Genomic DNA, 16,414 nt, shown 5'->3' with positions numbered 1-16,414 from the left:
CGCTCACCGGTCTGTTGATTTCATCAGCCGTTTGGCGCGAGCCTACGGGCGACAGTGCATTTTCTTGGTATTGGAGGCCCGTACGCTTGCGCGAAACGGCTGATCCCACGTGTGATCGAATTAAATCAACAGGCCGTCACGCGTCCCGCTGGCATCGGCCCTGCTGTCTACTGAGCCAGCTGGTCGGTCAGGATGAAATCTGATGCCGGGACTTCGCTCTTGGCACCGTTGGACGTCAAGATTGCTTGATAGACCCGGTAATCGATGTTGTTTGGGATCGACTTGGTCGCTCCATCGGCGAACACCATGTTGGCTTGGTCGGGGTGGTTGGATGAGGGGCGAGCTAAATCGCGGCAATTGCTGAGATTCATTTCCAGAATATCGTTCCGATCGCCACCCGTCGTGCCGGCGGTCCCGTTGATTCGGTGAACGGCTCGGACCGGATTGTTGGGGCCACCGGGGTAAGCGGGGACACTTGGGTCATCGTCCTCGAAATGCCACACCATGCCCGTGGAGAACTTGGCCCGCAACAAGCATTGCAAAATCGACGGGCCCGCGATGGATGAGTCGGAAGTTGACGAGGGCTGTGACCAATCCAATTGTCCGGTGGCAGCATGAATACTCTTCATGTCGTTGCCTTCCAGAAAACCCGGGCGATACCAGCCGAGTGCTTGCAGGTTTTCACCGTACATCGCCGTGTTGGATTGGCCGTCACGGATGTCTTCGAGGGTCATTTTTCCGCCCGAAAGCGAAAATGGACTGCTCGGGGCCGAGGCGGTGTACCCGGGGCTGGTCGTCACGCCCATGTAGCCGATTCGGAACAATCCGTTCTTGCTGTCTTCGGCCTGATTAAAGACGAAACCACGCCCAGCGACCCCGGTGTTGTCGATCACATTTTGAACGAACGCGGGAGGGCTGCCGTTGTTGGGCCCCGAGTCGACCGAACCGGTGTTGGCAACGTAGCTGTTGTAGCCGAACCGGCCTCGGGACACCGTGCTGCTGGGACAACGGAACACGTCGACGGTGGCGCCCGAGAGTTCGTTCCAAGCGGCGAATCCGCCGCTATCGTCGGCCGAGATCACGGGGAACTTGTTGAGCGACCATCGATCGTACAGCGGTTGGTTGTCCAACAGGGGCAACAAATCGACGCCATAGCCGCCTATTTTCACGTGCGCCGCGATCGGAGGTCCGCCGGGAACCGCCGGGTCGTTGGTTCCGCCCGCAAACGCTCCGTAATCATTCACGTAATACGGCAGCCGCCCCTTCTGCGAATGAAAGTTCTGTGTCGCCAAACCCAGCTGCTTCAGGTTGTTCAAGCACTGCACGTTTCGCATCCGTTCGCGTACGGCACCGATCGCGGGCAGCAGCAAACCGACCAAAATCCCGATGATGGCGATCACCACCAGCAATTCCACCAGGGTGAAACCCTTTGTTTGACGTTTCATTTGCTCGCGTTCCGAACGAAGAGAAGAAGAGACCAGCGATCCGATTCAATCAGACCTTTAATGTATCCGAACTGGCCGGCATGGGTTTGTAATCGGTTCCCGCACGATTCACCGGACTGCATTATCGCCGTATTTCAGAGCGAGTGCAAATGCAACGGCCGTTGAAATGCTAGAAAAATCGCTCCCGATTTCGGGCGGTTTGGTCAAAAGGATGGCAGTTTTTGTCCACTGAGTGGGGAACGTTGCCAGCCCGTCGCGTCAGCAAGGGGCCCGCGGGCGGCAGATTTCACCGTGGGCCGCCCGCTGACCGGCCTGTTGATTCTGTCCGATCACACGTGGGATCAGCCGTTACGCGCGAGCGTACGGGCTTCCTATACCAAGAAAGCGCTCTGGCGCCCGTAGGCTCGCGCCAAACGGCTGATTAAATCGACAGGCCGTGACGCGTCCCGCTGGCATGGCACGCTCACCGACGGGGGGAGTACCGCTAGGAACGCTGCCCGGAACCTGCAAAACTCTGGGATGCCGACTATGGTGTTGGGTCTCGTGTCCGCCCCTTTTCGTTTTTCGCCGAGCCCGATCGGCGTCGATGCTCCCCTGTTTCCGTGATTTATCTCGACTTCAACCGTACCACCCCGCTGGCCCCTTCGGTGCTCGAAGCGATGCAGCCCTACTGGGCGACGCACTACATGCTGCCCGGCCAGGAGCACGCCCACGCCCACGCGGTCGGCGAAGCGCTTGAGGGGGCACGCGAAAATATCGCGGCCCTGGCGGGATGCGAGTCCTTTGAAATCGTCTTCACCAGCGGCGGGACCGAAGCGAACAACTTGGCGATCCTGGGGCTGCTCGGTGCGGCCGAACCCGGGCACGTCCTGGTCAGCCAGCTCGAACACGAATCCGTACTCGGGCCGCTTTCCGGTTTACCCGCGCGGGATCCACGCTGGACAATCGAGACGATTCCCTGTGAGTCGTCGGGCATCATTTCGCCATTGAAAGTCGAAGCGATGCTTCGCGAAGACACGCGGCTGGTGTGTTTGCAAGGTGCCAACGCCATCGTCGGCACGATCCAGCCGGTCCGTGAAGTCGCCGATCGATGCCACAACCGCGGAATCTGTCTGCACTGCGACGCGACGCAAATGTTCGGCAAGGTCCCCGTCGACGTCAAACACCTGCGCGCCGACACGGTCGCGATCAGCGGACACAAGTTCTATGGCCCCAAAGGCTCCGGTGCGATCTACGTCCGCCGAGGGTTGCAACTCGATCCGATCACGTTCGGCGAACCCCGCGAGATGGGGCTGCGTCCGGGTGCCGAGAACATTCCCGGCTGCATCGGCCTGGGCGCCGCGGCCAGCCTGGCCGAACGATACTGCGTCCAAGCCAACGACCAACTGGCCGAGCTTCGTGACCAATTCGTCCAACATCTCGCGGCGCAACTGGCGTCTCCACCGTTGGTCCTGTGCGAAGCATCGCCGCGATTGCCCAACACCGTTGCCATTGAATTGCCCGGCGACGCGCGGCGCATCCACGAGTCGGCTCGGGAACTGGCCCTGGCCACCGCCCAAGCCAATTCGCCGCCGGACGAATTCACGCGTTCCTTGCGTGCGATCGGACGCAGCGATTCTCAAATCGGTCGCACCTTGCGCGTCTCACTCGGCTGGACCACCAGCAACGAGCAGGTCGAACGCGCCGCCGGATTGATCGCCGAAGCGTTTGACGGGTGACGTTCACCCCCAGGCGGAGCCCGGGATCCGGGCATCACCTGCTAACGGCCTGTTGATTTACGGTCCGTCTTCAAAGCCGACCTGGTTGATCTCCAGCAGCTCGGGGTTTTGGATGTACACGCCGCGGAAATCTGGCGGTTGCGGCTGGTTCTTGATCCGGATCCCGCAGCGGCTGCAATCACCACCGGGCACGGCTTGGACGGTCGTTCCCGGCAAGGTCAGCAGGTATTCCGGGTCGATCGGGCCGGGGTCGATCCACATGCCTTCCGGAGTCAGTTCCATGGTCCCCAGATCCAGGTCCAACCCACGCCGGATGACTTCGTAATTGACGAAGATGTTCAGCAACGCGTTCTGGGCGTCCAGCAAATCCTCGAGGGCCGAAATCGTATCGCGGGCGGCGGTCGGACCACTGCTCAGCCCGCGAGCGTCGCGGAGTTCGCGAAGGTCGGAGTTCAGCTCGATCTGTGCCGCTGCGATTCGAACCGATTGGCGACCGTATTCGAACGTGACGCGGTTGACCTGCAGCTGCCGAATTTGGGCCCGCAACAATTGCCAGATGCTGTCTTCGTACTCGTAGTAGCCGCGTTTGGCTTGTTCAAACTCGATCAGCGATTGCCGATAGGTGTTTCGTTCTTGCAGCCGTGTGATCGGGGCATCCCATTCCAGTCCGACACTCAAGGTGCTCGATTTGCCACGCAGTGCGAAGGGGTTGTTTTCTCCTCCCAGCGTCCCGACGCCGCCGCTGACGCGGACGTCCAGCGAGCTTTCCAGGTCGTCGGCGATGAACTCGATCGCTCGCCAGCTGTCGACCAACGCCGCACGAGCATTGGCCCAGTCACGTCGGTTGCGGCGGGCGATTTCGAACGCTTCGGCCGGCTGGATGTTGACCTCGGGCAGCAGGGCGCTTTCGGTGCGGGCGCGAGCCTGGATCAGCTGCATCGTCAAGACGTCGTCGCCGAGTGCCGCTAGCAGGTCCTGTGTCGCCAAGATCAGCTCTTCACGAATCTGTTTGGACAATTCGATCGGCGTGGCGTCTTGCGGGCCTTCGCTGACGAATTGATTCAGCGATGCATTGATGGTCGCGAATCGCGATCGGTAGGACTGCAGACGTTCGATCAGGCCTTCGAACGAGTCGCCCAAAGTCGATTGCAATGTCGACAATTCGCTGACGTCGAAGACGGATTCATCGATGCTGTCGACCTGCAACAAGGTGCAGATGCTCTCACGCTCGGTCTTGTACAGTTCCAACAGTTGGTCGTTCTGTTGGATCCGCTGGGGAATCGTTTCGGCCAACTTCGCGATGTCGGTTTCCACCATCGGCGCGTCATCAACCAGCAGTTCGTTGAGGAACGCATCCAACGGTTGCAACTCGGCCTGCAGTCTGGCGACGGTTTCTTGAACGGCCGGGGTCCAGGACAGGCGGGAAATCGGCAGTCCGGTGTCGGGGTCGGTGCCCGCTTCGGTTTCGCCCAGCAAGGCCAGGTTCAGGTCCCCGACGATGCTGCGCAACCGGGTCAATTCTTCGCGGCGTGACCGCAACTCGCGATCGATCAGCTCAAACCGTTCTAGCATCGGGTCTTCGATGCGGGCGCAGATGTACGGCGGCAAACCGAGCGTGCTCATGAAGCGATCCAGCGATGCTTGGTAGGCGGCCTTGCGTCCCACAAGCTCGCTTTGTCGCGACAACAGGGCACTCTTCTGTTGAGCGACTTGCAACCGCTGGCTGACGATTTCTTGCGGGTCTTCGGGAATCGTCGTCAACAATTCGATCAGCGTGTTCTCCAACACCAACTGGTCTTCGCTCAACCTCGCGATGTTTTCTTCCAGGTTGCGGATCTGAAGTTGGTCTTGCAGCAGCCCCATGAATCCGCCGGCGTCCTGAACACCACCGCCGCCGCCACCGCCACCGCCGCCGCCGCCGCCGACCAAGCCGCTGCCCAGCCCGGTGAACCCAGACAGGCCCACGCCGAACACACCGCCGCTACGGCGAACGCTCGCGTCGATGTTGCGTCCGACCGTGACGTTCAGATAGAAGCCGCGACGGAATCGTTCAAAGGAGCGGATGTTCGCCAGCAAGGACCGTTCGGCCAGCGTCAGACGCGTCATCACCTTGTCGCGACCGGCTTGACGCAGCAGCGGCTGGAACAGTTCGAAACTCATCAGCGACGACGCGTTTTGAGTGTTGTTGCCGCTCAGCTCCCAGACGATGTTGTTCGCCACGCCGGCCACCAGGCTGCCGCCGTGGGCGAAGGCGCGACTGAAACTCAGACCCGTCGAACCCAGCCCGATATCCGAGTTGTCTCCACCGGGCGTGTCATCTCCACCGAGATCAAAGAATGCTCCGCTGCCGCCGAAAAACTGCGTGTCGAACTGAAACCGCTCGCTGCTGACGTCCAGCGCCGACAAATACAGCGTTTCGAGTTGCTGCTGGTATTCCGTCGAATGCAGCAGCGCGACCTGGACGGCGGTGTCGGAGTTGAGCACCAGCACGCCGTCTTTGTCCAACGGCAAGAATTGCCACCAGTCCGGGTTTTCCACCGAGTTGGTGAATCCCGCCGCGTCCCACATCGGGTAGCCGCGACGTCCGTCGACGCATTGCATGTAGCGATGGGATGCCGGATCGTCCATCGGCATCGGCTGGAAATCCAGATCGAACGGGTTGTACATCCGGCTGCGTCGATCGACTTGAATGCTCAGGTCGGTGTTCGGCCGCCGCGCGACGTGCGAGGTCTTTTCCTGCAACAGACAATGGACTTCTTGGTCGGCCTGTTTGCGGTAGTACTGCCGGTGGCATCCGATCGCGCTGATCCCGGTCAGGGCCGCCAGCGAGGCACTGATCAGCGCCGTGGCCAATCGGTTTCGTTTCCCTGAGGTTGCCTTCGCGCCAGCCAACCCTGATCGCAATGTCGTCTTTTTTGTAGCCACGTTTGATCCGCGATTCCGTTCGAATGGTTACGATGCGGCGAATTGCTACCAAAAGGGAATTCGCTGCGAGTCCATCGAGTCGTTCAATTGGCATTGCCGGAACAACCCATCCATCGATTCGGAACGGGAGCAAGCAGATCATCACCGATTCGATCCCCCTGTGGGCCGTTTTGGCACGCCAGGGGGGCAGGTTGTTCGGGCTGTGACGGTTGTTCGGGTTGTAGGCCAAAACAGCCCCACCCATTCGGAGAAACCGACTCAGCCGGCAGGCGGCTTCGGGCGCAGCGGTCTGGGGACAGGCAGCATCGCCCCCAATACGGGCGGAGCCGCCGTTTGGTGCCCTAGAGGACTGAATCAGTCAGGCAAGCGGCTCGGAAAGCACAGAAATGCTTGACGCTCTATCTTGCCCAACTTAGTATCCATCGGTCGGAATTCCGCACCTTTTCCGCACCAACCCTGTTTCGGAGCCTGATCAAAGGTTCCGGGGCACCGGCACCGCAACCCCGCGGGCCCCAATCAATCGCCTCCTCTGACGACGATCTGTCGCCACCGAACCATCATGAAATTCATTATTCTGGCAGTCCTGTTGGCGATGTTCATCGCCTTCGTCGTGATGGTGGTCAAAGCGGCCAATCAGTGGCGCTGGTACCACATCACCAGTGCAGTGATCGCGATGCTGCTGGCGGTGATCTTGCTGTTCCCCACCGCGGGTGTGCTCAAAAGCCGGCAAGCGTGGCATAAGATCAAGGAGGACCTCGAGAAACGACTCGAGAGCGTGGAAGAGGAAAACGAGCGAATCCAGTACGGCGATTCGGACGGTTCGACCGATGGTGAAGGGCTCAAGTCGCTGGCATTAAAACTCTCCAATCTCGGCACCGAAGCGGGTCGCCGCTGGAGAAGTTTGTCTTTCGGCGGGGCCGACCCCTCGGGACAGATCATCCTGCGTGCCAACACAGCCCCCGCGGTGCCAGGCCAGCCCGCAGCGCCGGCTGACGATGCGACCGGCCCACTGATCCCGCTCGGATTGGTCGTCTATGGCTTCGCCGAGGGTAAGTTTCGCGACTTGGAACAACCCGTTCCGATGGTGTACCTGGGCGAATTCAAAGTCATCGCCAGCCAGCCCAACGTGGTCACCATCGCCCCCACGTTCCCGCTGGAACGCAACCAGATCGATGCGATCAACAGCGGTCGGGCGACAAGCTGGTCGCTGTATGAAATGTTGCCGCTGGACGGTCACGAACCGTTCATCGCCGAAGGCAGCAAGCCCGATGACGACAACATCCTGGGCCGCGTCGACGACGAACTGGTCAAGATGATCCTGAGGGCCAATCGCGAAGAATCCAACAAGGAAACGATCGCCAACTACCTGCGCGACGGACAACGGGGATCCCCCGAGGACCCTGCGGCGCGCTGGATCAAAATCCGCTTCGACCAAAAGTACACCATCGACGTGGACAGCCCCGAACAGCGCGGGGCGCTCGAAGGCGGTTTCTTTGACAACAACGGGCGGGCGGTCGATAGCAGTCTGCAACGCGCCGATGGCGGATCGATCTCGTTTGCCGTCGGTGACGAATTGATCGTCAAAGAGGAAGCCGCCAAGCTGTTGATCGACCAAGAGAAAGTCGCCTCGCTGGTCGACACCTATTACCTCCGCCCGTTGAACGACTATCGGTACGTGCTGCGACGCATTCGGCTGCAAATCAGCGAACTCGATATCCGCATCGCGGAAATGGAGTACGAAAAGCAAGTCTTGGACGCCGCCGTCGCAGCGACGGTCAGCATGCTGGAAAAAGGGCAGACCGAAAAGCTAAAACTGGAGCAGGACCTGGCTCAGCACCAAGTCGAAAACAAGGCGGTGAGGCAGTACTTTGACCAGGTCCGCGAAAGCTTGCGGCAAACCAAAGAAGCCACCTCGGTACTGTACCGCGACAACTTCGCCAAACTCCGCCAGATCCAGCAACTGGCCGCCGCGGCCATGCTGACCGAGACGTAACCATTACCGGCACCGCCTGCCAGGGCGACGCCTGCCAGGGCGACGCCTGCCAGCCCGACGCGTAAGCGAGGGGCCACACGTCGCTCTCCCCGTGGTTCAGCGAGCGCCAGAAAAACTTTCGCTTCCCCTCAGGATCATCGACAAAAAGAGCACCCGACCTCTGCCGGTCAGGTTTCTGGCTTCACCTGGCCCTACGCCGCTCGCTTGCGCGGCGTCTCTCGCTCGCGCTTCAGGCTTGTAAGAAAAATCCGACGCCCCTACCTCGCCGCCCGGAACGGACGGTCCACCCCGTCGACCACCGCGCTCAGGTACAACCCCGCTCCGGTCGCCACAGGCTCTTGCTTGTTCAAATGATCGCGAACCTCACGCATCACATCACGGCGTGAGATCTGGCCCAGCAATCGCCGATTCGCATCCAACACCGGCAACCGTCGACAGGACGCATCGAGAAAGGTTTGAGCGATGGTCAGCAAGTCCGTGCGGGCTTCGATCGTCGGAGGATCTCGATCGACAAAGGACATCAGGTTGTTGGTCGGCATCTGCTCATAGGCGGCGTCGACCACAAATCGGATGCAAGACTTTTCCGAAAAGATTCCTAAAAAACGGTCGTCCCGATCAACCACCGGTGCACCGGAAATTCGATGTCGCAACAGTACATCAAGCGCTTCCAAGACGTCCATGTCTGGCGAGAGGGTCGTCAAGTTGGATACCATCATGTCGCGGGCACAGGTGTTGGGCATCATAGGGATCACTCCGGGGTGGCTAGAATAGGAAACGAAGGCCGGCCGAGGACGATGAATGAAGGGACAGCCGGCGTTTTCCCGTTGTTCGCTCCCGCGGCACGGGTGTCAAGAAAATTCTCGTGGTCGTGGAGATCCTTTGCCAACGCGCGGCCGGCTGCGGAATCGTCGTAGCGGAGCCCCCGGACTCGCAAAAAGTCCGTTGTGGCGTTAGGTTTTCCGTATGCGGCCCGTTGATTCGGCGGGGCTGGACACACGCCGGGTCATGCCATGTGATTCTTTTCACAACCCCAGGAGAAAATCCAATGAAAGGCCAATGGGTCGAAATCGAATTCGATTGCTTGCCGCTGCGAAGCGTCGCGCGCTTGGACGTCCCCCTGGACGCATCCCCGGCGTACGAGCAATTCGTCCAACGGGTCAAAGCCGCGATGAAAAAGCACGGTACGCACAACACCTACTACCTGCATCGTTGCAGTTGTGTGTTTCATCTGACCAACGCCATCGACCGCGGTGAGATCGCATTCGAATTCGAAGGCACGGCGCTGACGGGGCAAGAAGATCGTAAGACCCGTTCGGTGGACTTGAACGTCAAACTGTTGCGAGAAACCTGCGGCTGGCTCTCCCAGCCGATCGTCGACTTCTTCGCCGAATCGGTTCAGCACGCCGTGCTGGTCGAGTTCGATCGCTACATCGCCGCCGGCGATCTTTCCAAGACCGAAGCCCGCATGCAAAAGCTGGCCGAACAAAACGAACTCGGTCAAGGCTTCGTGGGCATGTACCTGTAACGCTGGTGTTTAGCTGGACAGCGCCACTTTGGGGGTAGCTACGCTCGATGCGAGCGTGGAATACCCCGGGGATCCACCTTCTGGCAAAGGTAGCTACATCACCTCGTTCCCAGGCTCCGCCTGGGAACGGGAATTTCCAGAGGCTCCGCCTCGAGTCCCGTCCCTTTGTGGCCGGAGCCACACGTGCGGCGCGTTCCAAGGCGGAGCCTTGGAACGAGGTAATACCCCGGGGATCCACCTTCTGGCGAAGGTAGCTACATCGCCTCGTTCCCGGGCTCCGCCTGGGAACGGGAATTTCCAGAGGCTCCGCCTCGAGTCCCGTCCCTTTGTGGCCGGAGCCACACGTGCGGCGCGTTCCAAGGCGGAGCCATGGAACGAGGTAAGAAGGTTCAGACGGCTGGCGACAGCGTCCATGCGACTCATCATACTGCCCCGCATCATTCTGCCCTGTATCATTCTGCCCCGCACCATTCTGCCATCCCTCACCTGACTCACACCGGCGACGGCCCGGAAGGGCCATCGTACAGGAGCTCGCCGCCGCTGCCGGCTGGATGGTTCATCACCCCAGAACGCCGCGGGCCAGTTTCAGGTACCCGGCTCCGGTGGGATCGTCGATGTCGATCTCCGGATAATTCTTCGGCGGCATTTTAGTCGTCCCCGGTTTCTTTTGCGGACGCAGTGGGATGTAGGCGCGCTTGCCGTCGACGATTCGCACCGGGTACTTCGATTGCTTGGCCAACGTCTCGACACGTCGCCGCTGGGTGTAATGCAGCACGATGAAGCGGGCGTCGCTGGTGACCGATGCGATCTGCCAGGCGGCGGCATCCAGACGCAGTTCGGCCAGCTCCAACATCCGTTCGGCCGCGTCGGGCAGCGGCCCGAAACGGTCCAACAACTCTTCGCGAATCGCCCCGATCTCTTCGGCACTCTCCAGTTTTGCGATCCGACGATACAGATCGATCTTGTGGCGCAGATCGGGCACATAGTCCGGCGCCAAATAGGCTTCGACCGGCAGGTCGATGTCGACGTCGGCCGACAGCGCCGGTGGCAGGTTTTGCATCTGCCGCACCGCCTCTTCGAGCAGCTGGCAATACATCTCATAGCCGACCGCGGCGATGTGACCACTTTGCTGGCTGCCGAGCAGATTTCCCGCGCCGCGGATCTCCAAGTCGCGCATCGAGATTGCAAACCCGGCGCCCATCTGGCTGAACTCCTCGATCGCCCGCAGCCGTTTGCTCGCCTCGGGGGAAAGGTGTTTGTGGGGGGCGACCATCATGTAGCAGAACGCCTGGTGTTTGTAGCGTCCGACGCGACCGCGCAGCTGGTGCAGATCACTCAGTCCGTAATGGTCCGCGTCGTCGATGAAGATCGTGTTGGCATTGGGGATATCCAGTCCGCTTTCGATGATCGTGGTCGCCAGCAACATGTCGTACTTGTGTTCGATGAAGTCGACCATGACTTGCTCCAGTTCGCCCTCGGCCATTTGGCCGTGCCCGATCACGATGCGAATCTCTGGGACGATGCCGCGGATCTTCTCGGCGACCGTCTCCATGTCGCCGATCCGGTTGTGCACCATAAAGATCTGACCGCCGCGATTGAGTTCGCGGACGATCGCGCTGCGAATCAGTTTGTCGTCCCAGCGGGTGACGACGGTTTCGACACTTCGTCGCTCGGCCGGCGGTGTCTCCAAGTTGCTGATGTCACGCACTCCGACCAAAGCCATGTGCAGGGTCCGCGGGATCGGGGTCGCCGATAGCGTCAACACGTCGACGTTGGAATGTTTATTCTTCAGCCGTTCCTTCACCCCGACTCCGAATCGCTGTTCTTCGTCGATGATCACCAGTCCCAGGTTGGAGAACGCGATGTCCTTTCCGGCGACGCGGTGCGTGCCGACGACGATGTCGACCTTGCCCGCTTTCAGATCCTTCAGCGTTTGGCGCTGCTCGGTGGCCGAACAGAACCGGCTAAGTTTCTCGATCCGCACCGGGAACTCGGCCATTCGATTGCGAAAGTTGTGAAAATGCTGTTCGGCCAAGACCGTCGTCGGCACCAACACCGCGACTTGATAGCCGCTGGTGACCGCTTTGAAGGCGGCCCGCATCGCGACTTCCGTTTTGCCGAACCCGACGTCACCACAGATCAACCGGTCCATCGGCTTGACCATTTCCATGTCGTCTTTGCAATCGGCGATCGCAGTGACTTGGTCCGGTGTTTCCTGGTAGGGAAAACTGGCGTCGAACTGTTGTTGCCAGATGTGGTCGGGGTCGAACGCGATGCCTTGCCGCCCGGTCCGCTTGGCTTGTAATTCCAACAACTCGCTGGCCATGTCGGTCACCGCCGACTCGGCCGCCTTCTTTTGACGCACCCACGCTTGCCCGCCGATCTTGGCCAGCTTGGGACGATTCTTGGTGCCGCCGACGTAGCGTTGGATCAACCCGATCCGCGAGGCGGGCACATAGATCTTCGATCCGCCGTCGTATTCGATGACCAGGTGTTCGACGTGCTGGCCGTTCTTTTCGATGTGGTCGAGTCCGCGGTAGAGCCCGATGCCGTGGGAGAGGTGAACGACCAGATCGCCCGCATCCAACTGCATCGACGTCGTGATCGGTTTTCCCGCGGCACGCGTCTTGCCACGCCGCACCGGGCTGCGGTGGAACAGTTCCGCACCGGTCAGCACCAAACGTTTGGCGGCGGTCAAACGGAACCCGCCGCTGATTTGGGCGACGGCCGGTTTGATGTGCCCGCTCCGCGCCGCCTCGGTTTCGGCCAACAGTTCCATCAGCCGCTGGCTGTCCGAAGGCGTGTCACCGACCAACAGAATCTCGTGGTCGGCCGCAACGGTGTCGATCCGCGTTTGTGTTTCCTCCAGCGCCAGTGCAAACCCTTCGGCGCTGGTCGATTGCAGATCGATCGTCGTCTCGGCACCTTCATTCAACAGCGACGCCGTGACCACCTTCAGGTGCGACATCGACGCCAGTAGCGCGGCAAAATCGGTGAAATGGCTGTGGTCATCGGTCCGCGCCAACAGCGTTTCGGCCGACAGCTTGCTGTCATGCGGATCGACCAAAATCACCAACGTGTCGTCAGGCAGGTAGTCGGTGATCGGTCCCAAGTCGATGTCGTGCAACGAATCTTCGGACGTTTGATCATCTGCGCCGACGGCGGTGATCTCGACCTCCCGGATCGATTCGACGCTCCGTTGGCTGCCCAGGTCAAACTTGCGGATCGATTCGATTTCATCACCGAACCATTCCACCCGGATCGGATTGGACTGGTCGACCGAAAAAATGTCCATCAACCCGCCCCGCGTGGCGTACTCCCCCGGCAGTTGGACGGCGGTGGTGCCGACAAACCCGCTCTGGTCCAGCCAACCGGCGACCGCGTCCATCGTGACCTGATCCCCGACGGCAAGCCGCCTTGTGGACGCCTCCATCTGGGCGGGCGTGGGGACCAATTGAATCGCCCCGCCGATGTAGGCCGTCACCAACAGGGGATCGGTGTCGCCCGATTCGCGGCCGCGGAGTTTATTCAGGACCTGCAGCCGTTCGGCCAAATCGCTGTCGGCCAACGCGTGTTTGCCAGAGCGTCCCACGCTCAGCGGCAGCGCGAGCGAATCGGCGATTCCGAATGCGATCGCGTCGCCGGCCACCACATCGGCGTCGGCCGCTTGGGGCAACAGCATCAGCACGTTGGGGCAGCGCCGCGCCGCCGCGGCGGCCAACACCGCGCGAAGCGATCCCCAGACGCCCGAGAACGCCAGCTGGTCTCCCGGGGAACACGCAGCGATCGCCGCGCCGATCTGCGCATGCTCGTCCAACAAGTCAACGATTTCTAGCAAACGCTGCGTTCCGAGGGGACTGGCGATGGACAAGGTCGATCGGTTGGGTTTCGGTGGGGGTGGTCGCGGCTGCCAAGAGGTGTCAGAAACGAATGGCAAGGGCACTCGCGTTGGTATACAGGCTTCGGCCGCCCACGATCACTGCGAACGCCCACGATCACTGCGAACGCCCACGATCACTGCGAACGCCCACGATCACTGTGAAGCAACGGCGCGGAATCGACTCCAGGCGAGACACCAACGATTGCTGTCCCCTTTCCCGCGCGACAATCGCAACCCGAAAATTTAACGCGGACGGCGCCCTAGTTGACTCTAACGGCACGAAAAGATCGAGACCGCATTGCCGCGGGGCGGTTCACAGGACTCGGTTTTAAGGCGACAATCACGGCCGAACCACTGAATCCAATCACCGGGAAGAGGACGCTAGATGAGTATCGGAATCGGAATCGTCGGCTGTGGCATGATCGCAAATTTCCACGCTCGGGCCATCGCCGATGCCGAAGGCGCCCACCTGGTGGGTGCCTACAGCCGCCGCAAGCAGGAGTGTGATGCGTTCGCCGAAAAGCACGGCGGGCGCGGATTCGGCTCGCTGGAGGAAATGCTGGCCGATCCCGAAATCCAGGCGGTTTCGATCTGTACCCCCAGCGGCTTGCACTTGGATTCCGCCGTCGCGGCGGCCAAAGCCGGCAAACACGTGATCGTCGAAAAGCCGCTCGAAATCACCACCGAGCGTTGCGACCAGATCATCAAGGCCTGTGACGAAGCCGGCGTGCGACTGAGCGTCGCCTTCCAGAGCCGCTTCCACCAGTCCAGCCTGTTGATGAAGGAAGCCGTCGACTCCGGGCGGTTCGGGAAAGTGACCATGGGCGATGCCTACGTCAAGTGGTACCGAAGCCAGGAGTACTACGACAGCGGGGAGTGGCGTGGGACCTGGAAACTCGATGGCGGCGGCGCGCTGATGAACCAAGCGATCCACAGCGTCGATTTACTGTTGTGGCTGATGGGACCGGTCAAGCAACTCAGTGCGATGACGTCGACGCTGACACACGAACGCATCGAAGTCGAAGACGTTGCGGTGGCGACGTTGCAGTTCGAAAGCGGCGCACTGGGCGTGATCGAAGCGACGACGACCGCCTACCCCGGAGCGCTCAAACGGATCGAGATCAGCGGCAACGAAGGCAGCGCGATCCTGGAGGAGGAAGACATCAAGGCTTGGGAGTTTGCCAACGAAACGGAAACCGACGCAAAAGTCCGCGCCGAAATGGTCGGCAAAACCGACACCGGCGGCGGGGCGTCCGATCCGTCCGCGATCAGCCACGACGGCCACACCAAGATCATCGAGGAAACCGTCCGAGCGATCAATGAAGGCCGCCCGACGACCATCAACGGCCACGAAGGCCGCCGCAGTGTCGAAGTGATCTGCGCGATTTACGAGAGTGCAAAGACCGGCAAGATCGTGAAGCTGGGCTGATCAGATCGCCAGGCCCGAGCCCGCCTTCGCGTTCGAGGACAGGTCAATTCCTACCTCGCTCCCAGGCTCCGCCTGGGAACGGCGATTACCCGAGGCTCCGCCTCGCGTTGCGTGTGGTTTGTGTGGCAGGAGCCACACCTGCAGCCCGTTCCAAGGCGGAGCCCTGGAACGAGAATAATGGCTGCGGCCCGTTCCAAGGCGGAGCCTTGGAACGAGTTGAATCGACGTCGCGTGGTTTCATATTTCTTGGTTCATCTTCCCATGCCCGACCGCATCCCCGCTTGGTTCGACCGCCGTCCTCTGGACGAATGGCTACGGAGCCGCGGACACGATGCGTTCGCCGACTCGGTCGCCGAGACCTGCGCGCGGCGGCTGCACCAACCGACCAACGGCGACCTGAAACGCTGGGTCCGCAACTTGGACGCCTTGCCGCCGGCCGAGGGACGCCAACTGGAGTGCCGTGACGGCCGCGTCGCGGTGGTCGGACCGGCCGTCCAATCGACAGCGCTACGCGAGACGCTGATGGCGTTTCACCCCTGGCGCAAAGGCCCGTTCGATTTTCTGGATCTGACGATCGACACCGAATGGCGTTCGGATTGGAAATGGGACCGCATCGCACATGCCGTCGACCTGAGCGACAAATCCGTGCTGGATGTCGGTTGCGGTAACGGCTACTACGGCTGGCGGATGCTGGAGGCGGGGGCGTCGATCGTGATGGGCATCGACCCGATTCTGCGATTCCTGCTGCAGTTCGAAGTCTTCAATCGCTACCAGGCCAAGCCGCGGCGCAATTTTGTCGTGCCGATGGTCGACACCGATTTGCCAGAAAAGCTGCAGGCGTTTGACGTCGTGTTCTCCGCCGGGGTCTTGTACCACCGGACCAGCCCGATCGATCACCTCCGCAGCCTTGCAGGGGCCCTGGTCCCCGGCGGCGAACTGGTCCTGGAAACGCTGATCATCGACGACGACCAGCCCAACGTCCTGGTTCCCGAAGACCGCTACGCGCAGATGCGAAACGTGTGGTTCATTCCTTCGCTGGCGATGCTTTGCCGGTGGATCCGGCGAACCGGTTTTGAAGACATCCAGACGGTCGACATCACCGCGACCAACACCAGTGAACAACGCTCGACGGACTGGATGACGTTCCAGTCACTGACGGATTTTCTGGACCCTGACGACCCGTCCAAGACGGTCGAAGGCTACCCGGGTCCGATTCGAGCGACCGTGGTCGCAAAGAAGAAAAAGGCAGAATGATTAGCAGGAACGAAAAGGGGCGACAAAAAAAGGGGTGACGGGAGACTGCCAAGACCATCGCCCGGCTAGCGGAAGCACTCACTCACGCCCCAGCATTCTGCCTTCCCATCCTTCTGCCTTCCCATCCTTCTGCCTTCCCATCCTTCTGCCTTCCCATCATTCTGCCTTCCCATCGTTTTGCCCCCATCGTTTTGCCCCCATCGTTTTGCCCCCATCGTTTTGCCCCCATCGTTTTGCCCCCATCG

9 protein-coding genes are annotated in these 16,414 nt (G+C 60.8%); 5 read left to right on the top strand and 4 right to left on the bottom strand.

What is annotated here, in order from left to right; translation table 11 throughout:
* Positions 1–167 precede the first annotated feature (167 nt).
* Positions 168–1,445, bottom strand: coding sequence for a DUF1559 family PulG-like putative transporter (locus tag Mal15_RS27430; protein ID WP_147872571.1), 1,278 nt, complete (start codon positions 1,443–1,445; stop codon positions 168–170).
* Between the two features lie 602 nt (positions 1,446–2,047).
* Between Mal15_RS27430 and Mal15_RS27425 the strand changes: the two genes are divergently transcribed.
* The gene (locus Mal15_RS27425; protein WP_147870682.1) at positions 2,048–3,163 is read left to right on the top strand and encodes a cysteine desulfurase family protein; all 1,116 of its coding nucleotides are present in this window, start codon (positions 2,048–2,050) and stop codon (positions 3,161–3,163) included.
* A gap of 57 nt (positions 3,164–3,220) precedes the next feature.
* Here Mal15_RS27425 and Mal15_RS27420 read toward each other — a convergent pair whose 3' ends face one another.
* The gene (locus Mal15_RS27420; RefSeq protein ID WP_233903059.1) at positions 3,221–6,016 is read right to left on the bottom strand and encodes a coiled-coil domain-containing protein; all 2,796 of its coding nucleotides are present in this window, start codon (positions 6,014–6,016) and stop codon (positions 3,221–3,223) included.
* 631 nt (positions 6,017–6,647) lie between these two features.
* Here Mal15_RS27420 and Mal15_RS27415 point away from each other — a divergent pair.
* The gene (locus tag Mal15_RS27415; RefSeq protein ID WP_147870681.1) at positions 6,648–8,081 is read left to right on the top strand and encodes a hypothetical protein; all 1,434 of its coding nucleotides are present in this window, start codon (positions 6,648–6,650) and stop codon (positions 8,079–8,081) included.
* Between the two features lie 257 nt (positions 8,082–8,338).
* On the opposite strand, the gene Mal15_RS27410 is transcribed toward Mal15_RS27415, so the two are convergent.
* Positions 8,339–8,824 (bottom strand): CBS domain-containing protein, encoded by a 486-nt coding sequence (locus Mal15_RS27410; RefSeq protein ID WP_233903058.1) that lies wholly within the window; start codon positions 8,822–8,824, stop codon positions 8,339–8,341.
* A gap of 302 nt (positions 8,825–9,126) precedes the next feature.
* Here Mal15_RS27410 and Mal15_RS27405 point away from each other — a divergent pair, with 302 nt between their 5' ends.
* Positions 9,127–9,606 (top strand): hypothetical protein, encoded by a 480-nt coding sequence (locus tag Mal15_RS27405; RefSeq protein ID WP_147870680.1) that lies wholly within the window; start codon positions 9,127–9,129, stop codon positions 9,604–9,606.
* A gap of 559 nt (positions 9,607–10,165) precedes the next feature.
* Here the strand turns inward: Mal15_RS27405 and mfd are convergent.
* Entirely contained in the window at positions 10,166–13,444 is a 3,279-nt protein-coding gene (mfd, locus tag Mal15_RS27400; RefSeq protein ID WP_315854276.1) for a transcription-repair coupling factor, read from the bottom strand.
* Between the two features lie 427 nt (positions 13,445–13,871).
* Here mfd and Mal15_RS27395 point away from each other — a divergent pair, with 427 nt between their 5' ends.
* Together Mal15_RS27395 and cmoB are read left to right on the top strand one after the other, a co-directional pair.
* Positions 13,872–14,915 (top strand): Gfo/Idh/MocA family protein, encoded by a 1,044-nt coding sequence (locus Mal15_RS27395; RefSeq protein ID WP_147870678.1) that lies wholly within the window; start codon positions 13,872–13,874, stop codon positions 14,913–14,915.
* A gap of 261 nt (positions 14,916–15,176) precedes the next feature.
* Entirely contained in the window at positions 15,177–16,169 is a 993-nt protein-coding gene (gene cmoB, locus Mal15_RS27390; RefSeq protein WP_147870677.1) for a tRNA 5-methoxyuridine(34)/uridine 5-oxyacetic acid(34) synthase CmoB, read from the top strand.
* The last annotated feature ends 245 nt before the right edge of the window (positions 16,170–16,414 follow it).

This window comes from Stieleria maiorica (assembly GCF_008035925.1).
GTDB classification, from domain to species: domain Bacteria; phylum Planctomycetota; class Planctomycetia; order Pirellulales; family Pirellulaceae; genus Stieleria; species Stieleria maiorica.
The sequence above is the reverse complement of the archived record's forward strand: the minus strand, read 5'-3'. Positions and strand labels throughout refer to the sequence as shown.

Excerpts from the sequence above, each read along its gene's own strand:
- Mal15_RS27430 (WP_147872571.1), bottom strand. The coding sequence starts at position 1,445 with ATGAAACGTCAAACAAAGGGTTTCACCCTGGTGGAATTGCTGGTGGTG.
- Mal15_RS27415 (WP_147870681.1), top strand. The coding sequence starts at position 6,648 with ATGAAATTCATTATTCTGGCAGTCCTGTTGGCGATGTTCATCGCCTTC.
- Mal15_RS27410 (WP_233903058.1), bottom strand. The coding sequence starts at position 8,824 with ATGATGCCCAACACCTGTGCCCGCGACATGATGGTATCCAACTTGACG.
- Mal15_RS27405 (WP_147870680.1), top strand. The coding sequence starts at position 9,127 with ATGAAAGGCCAATGGGTCGAAATCGAATTCGATTGCTTGCCGCTGCGA.
- Mal15_RS27395 (WP_147870678.1), top strand. The coding sequence starts at position 13,872 with ATGAGTATCGGAATCGGAATCGTCGGCTGTGGCATGATCGCAAATTTC.
- cmoB (WP_147870677.1), top strand. The coding sequence starts at position 15,177 with ATGCCCGACCGCATCCCCGCTTGGTTCGACCGCCGTCCTCTGGACGAA.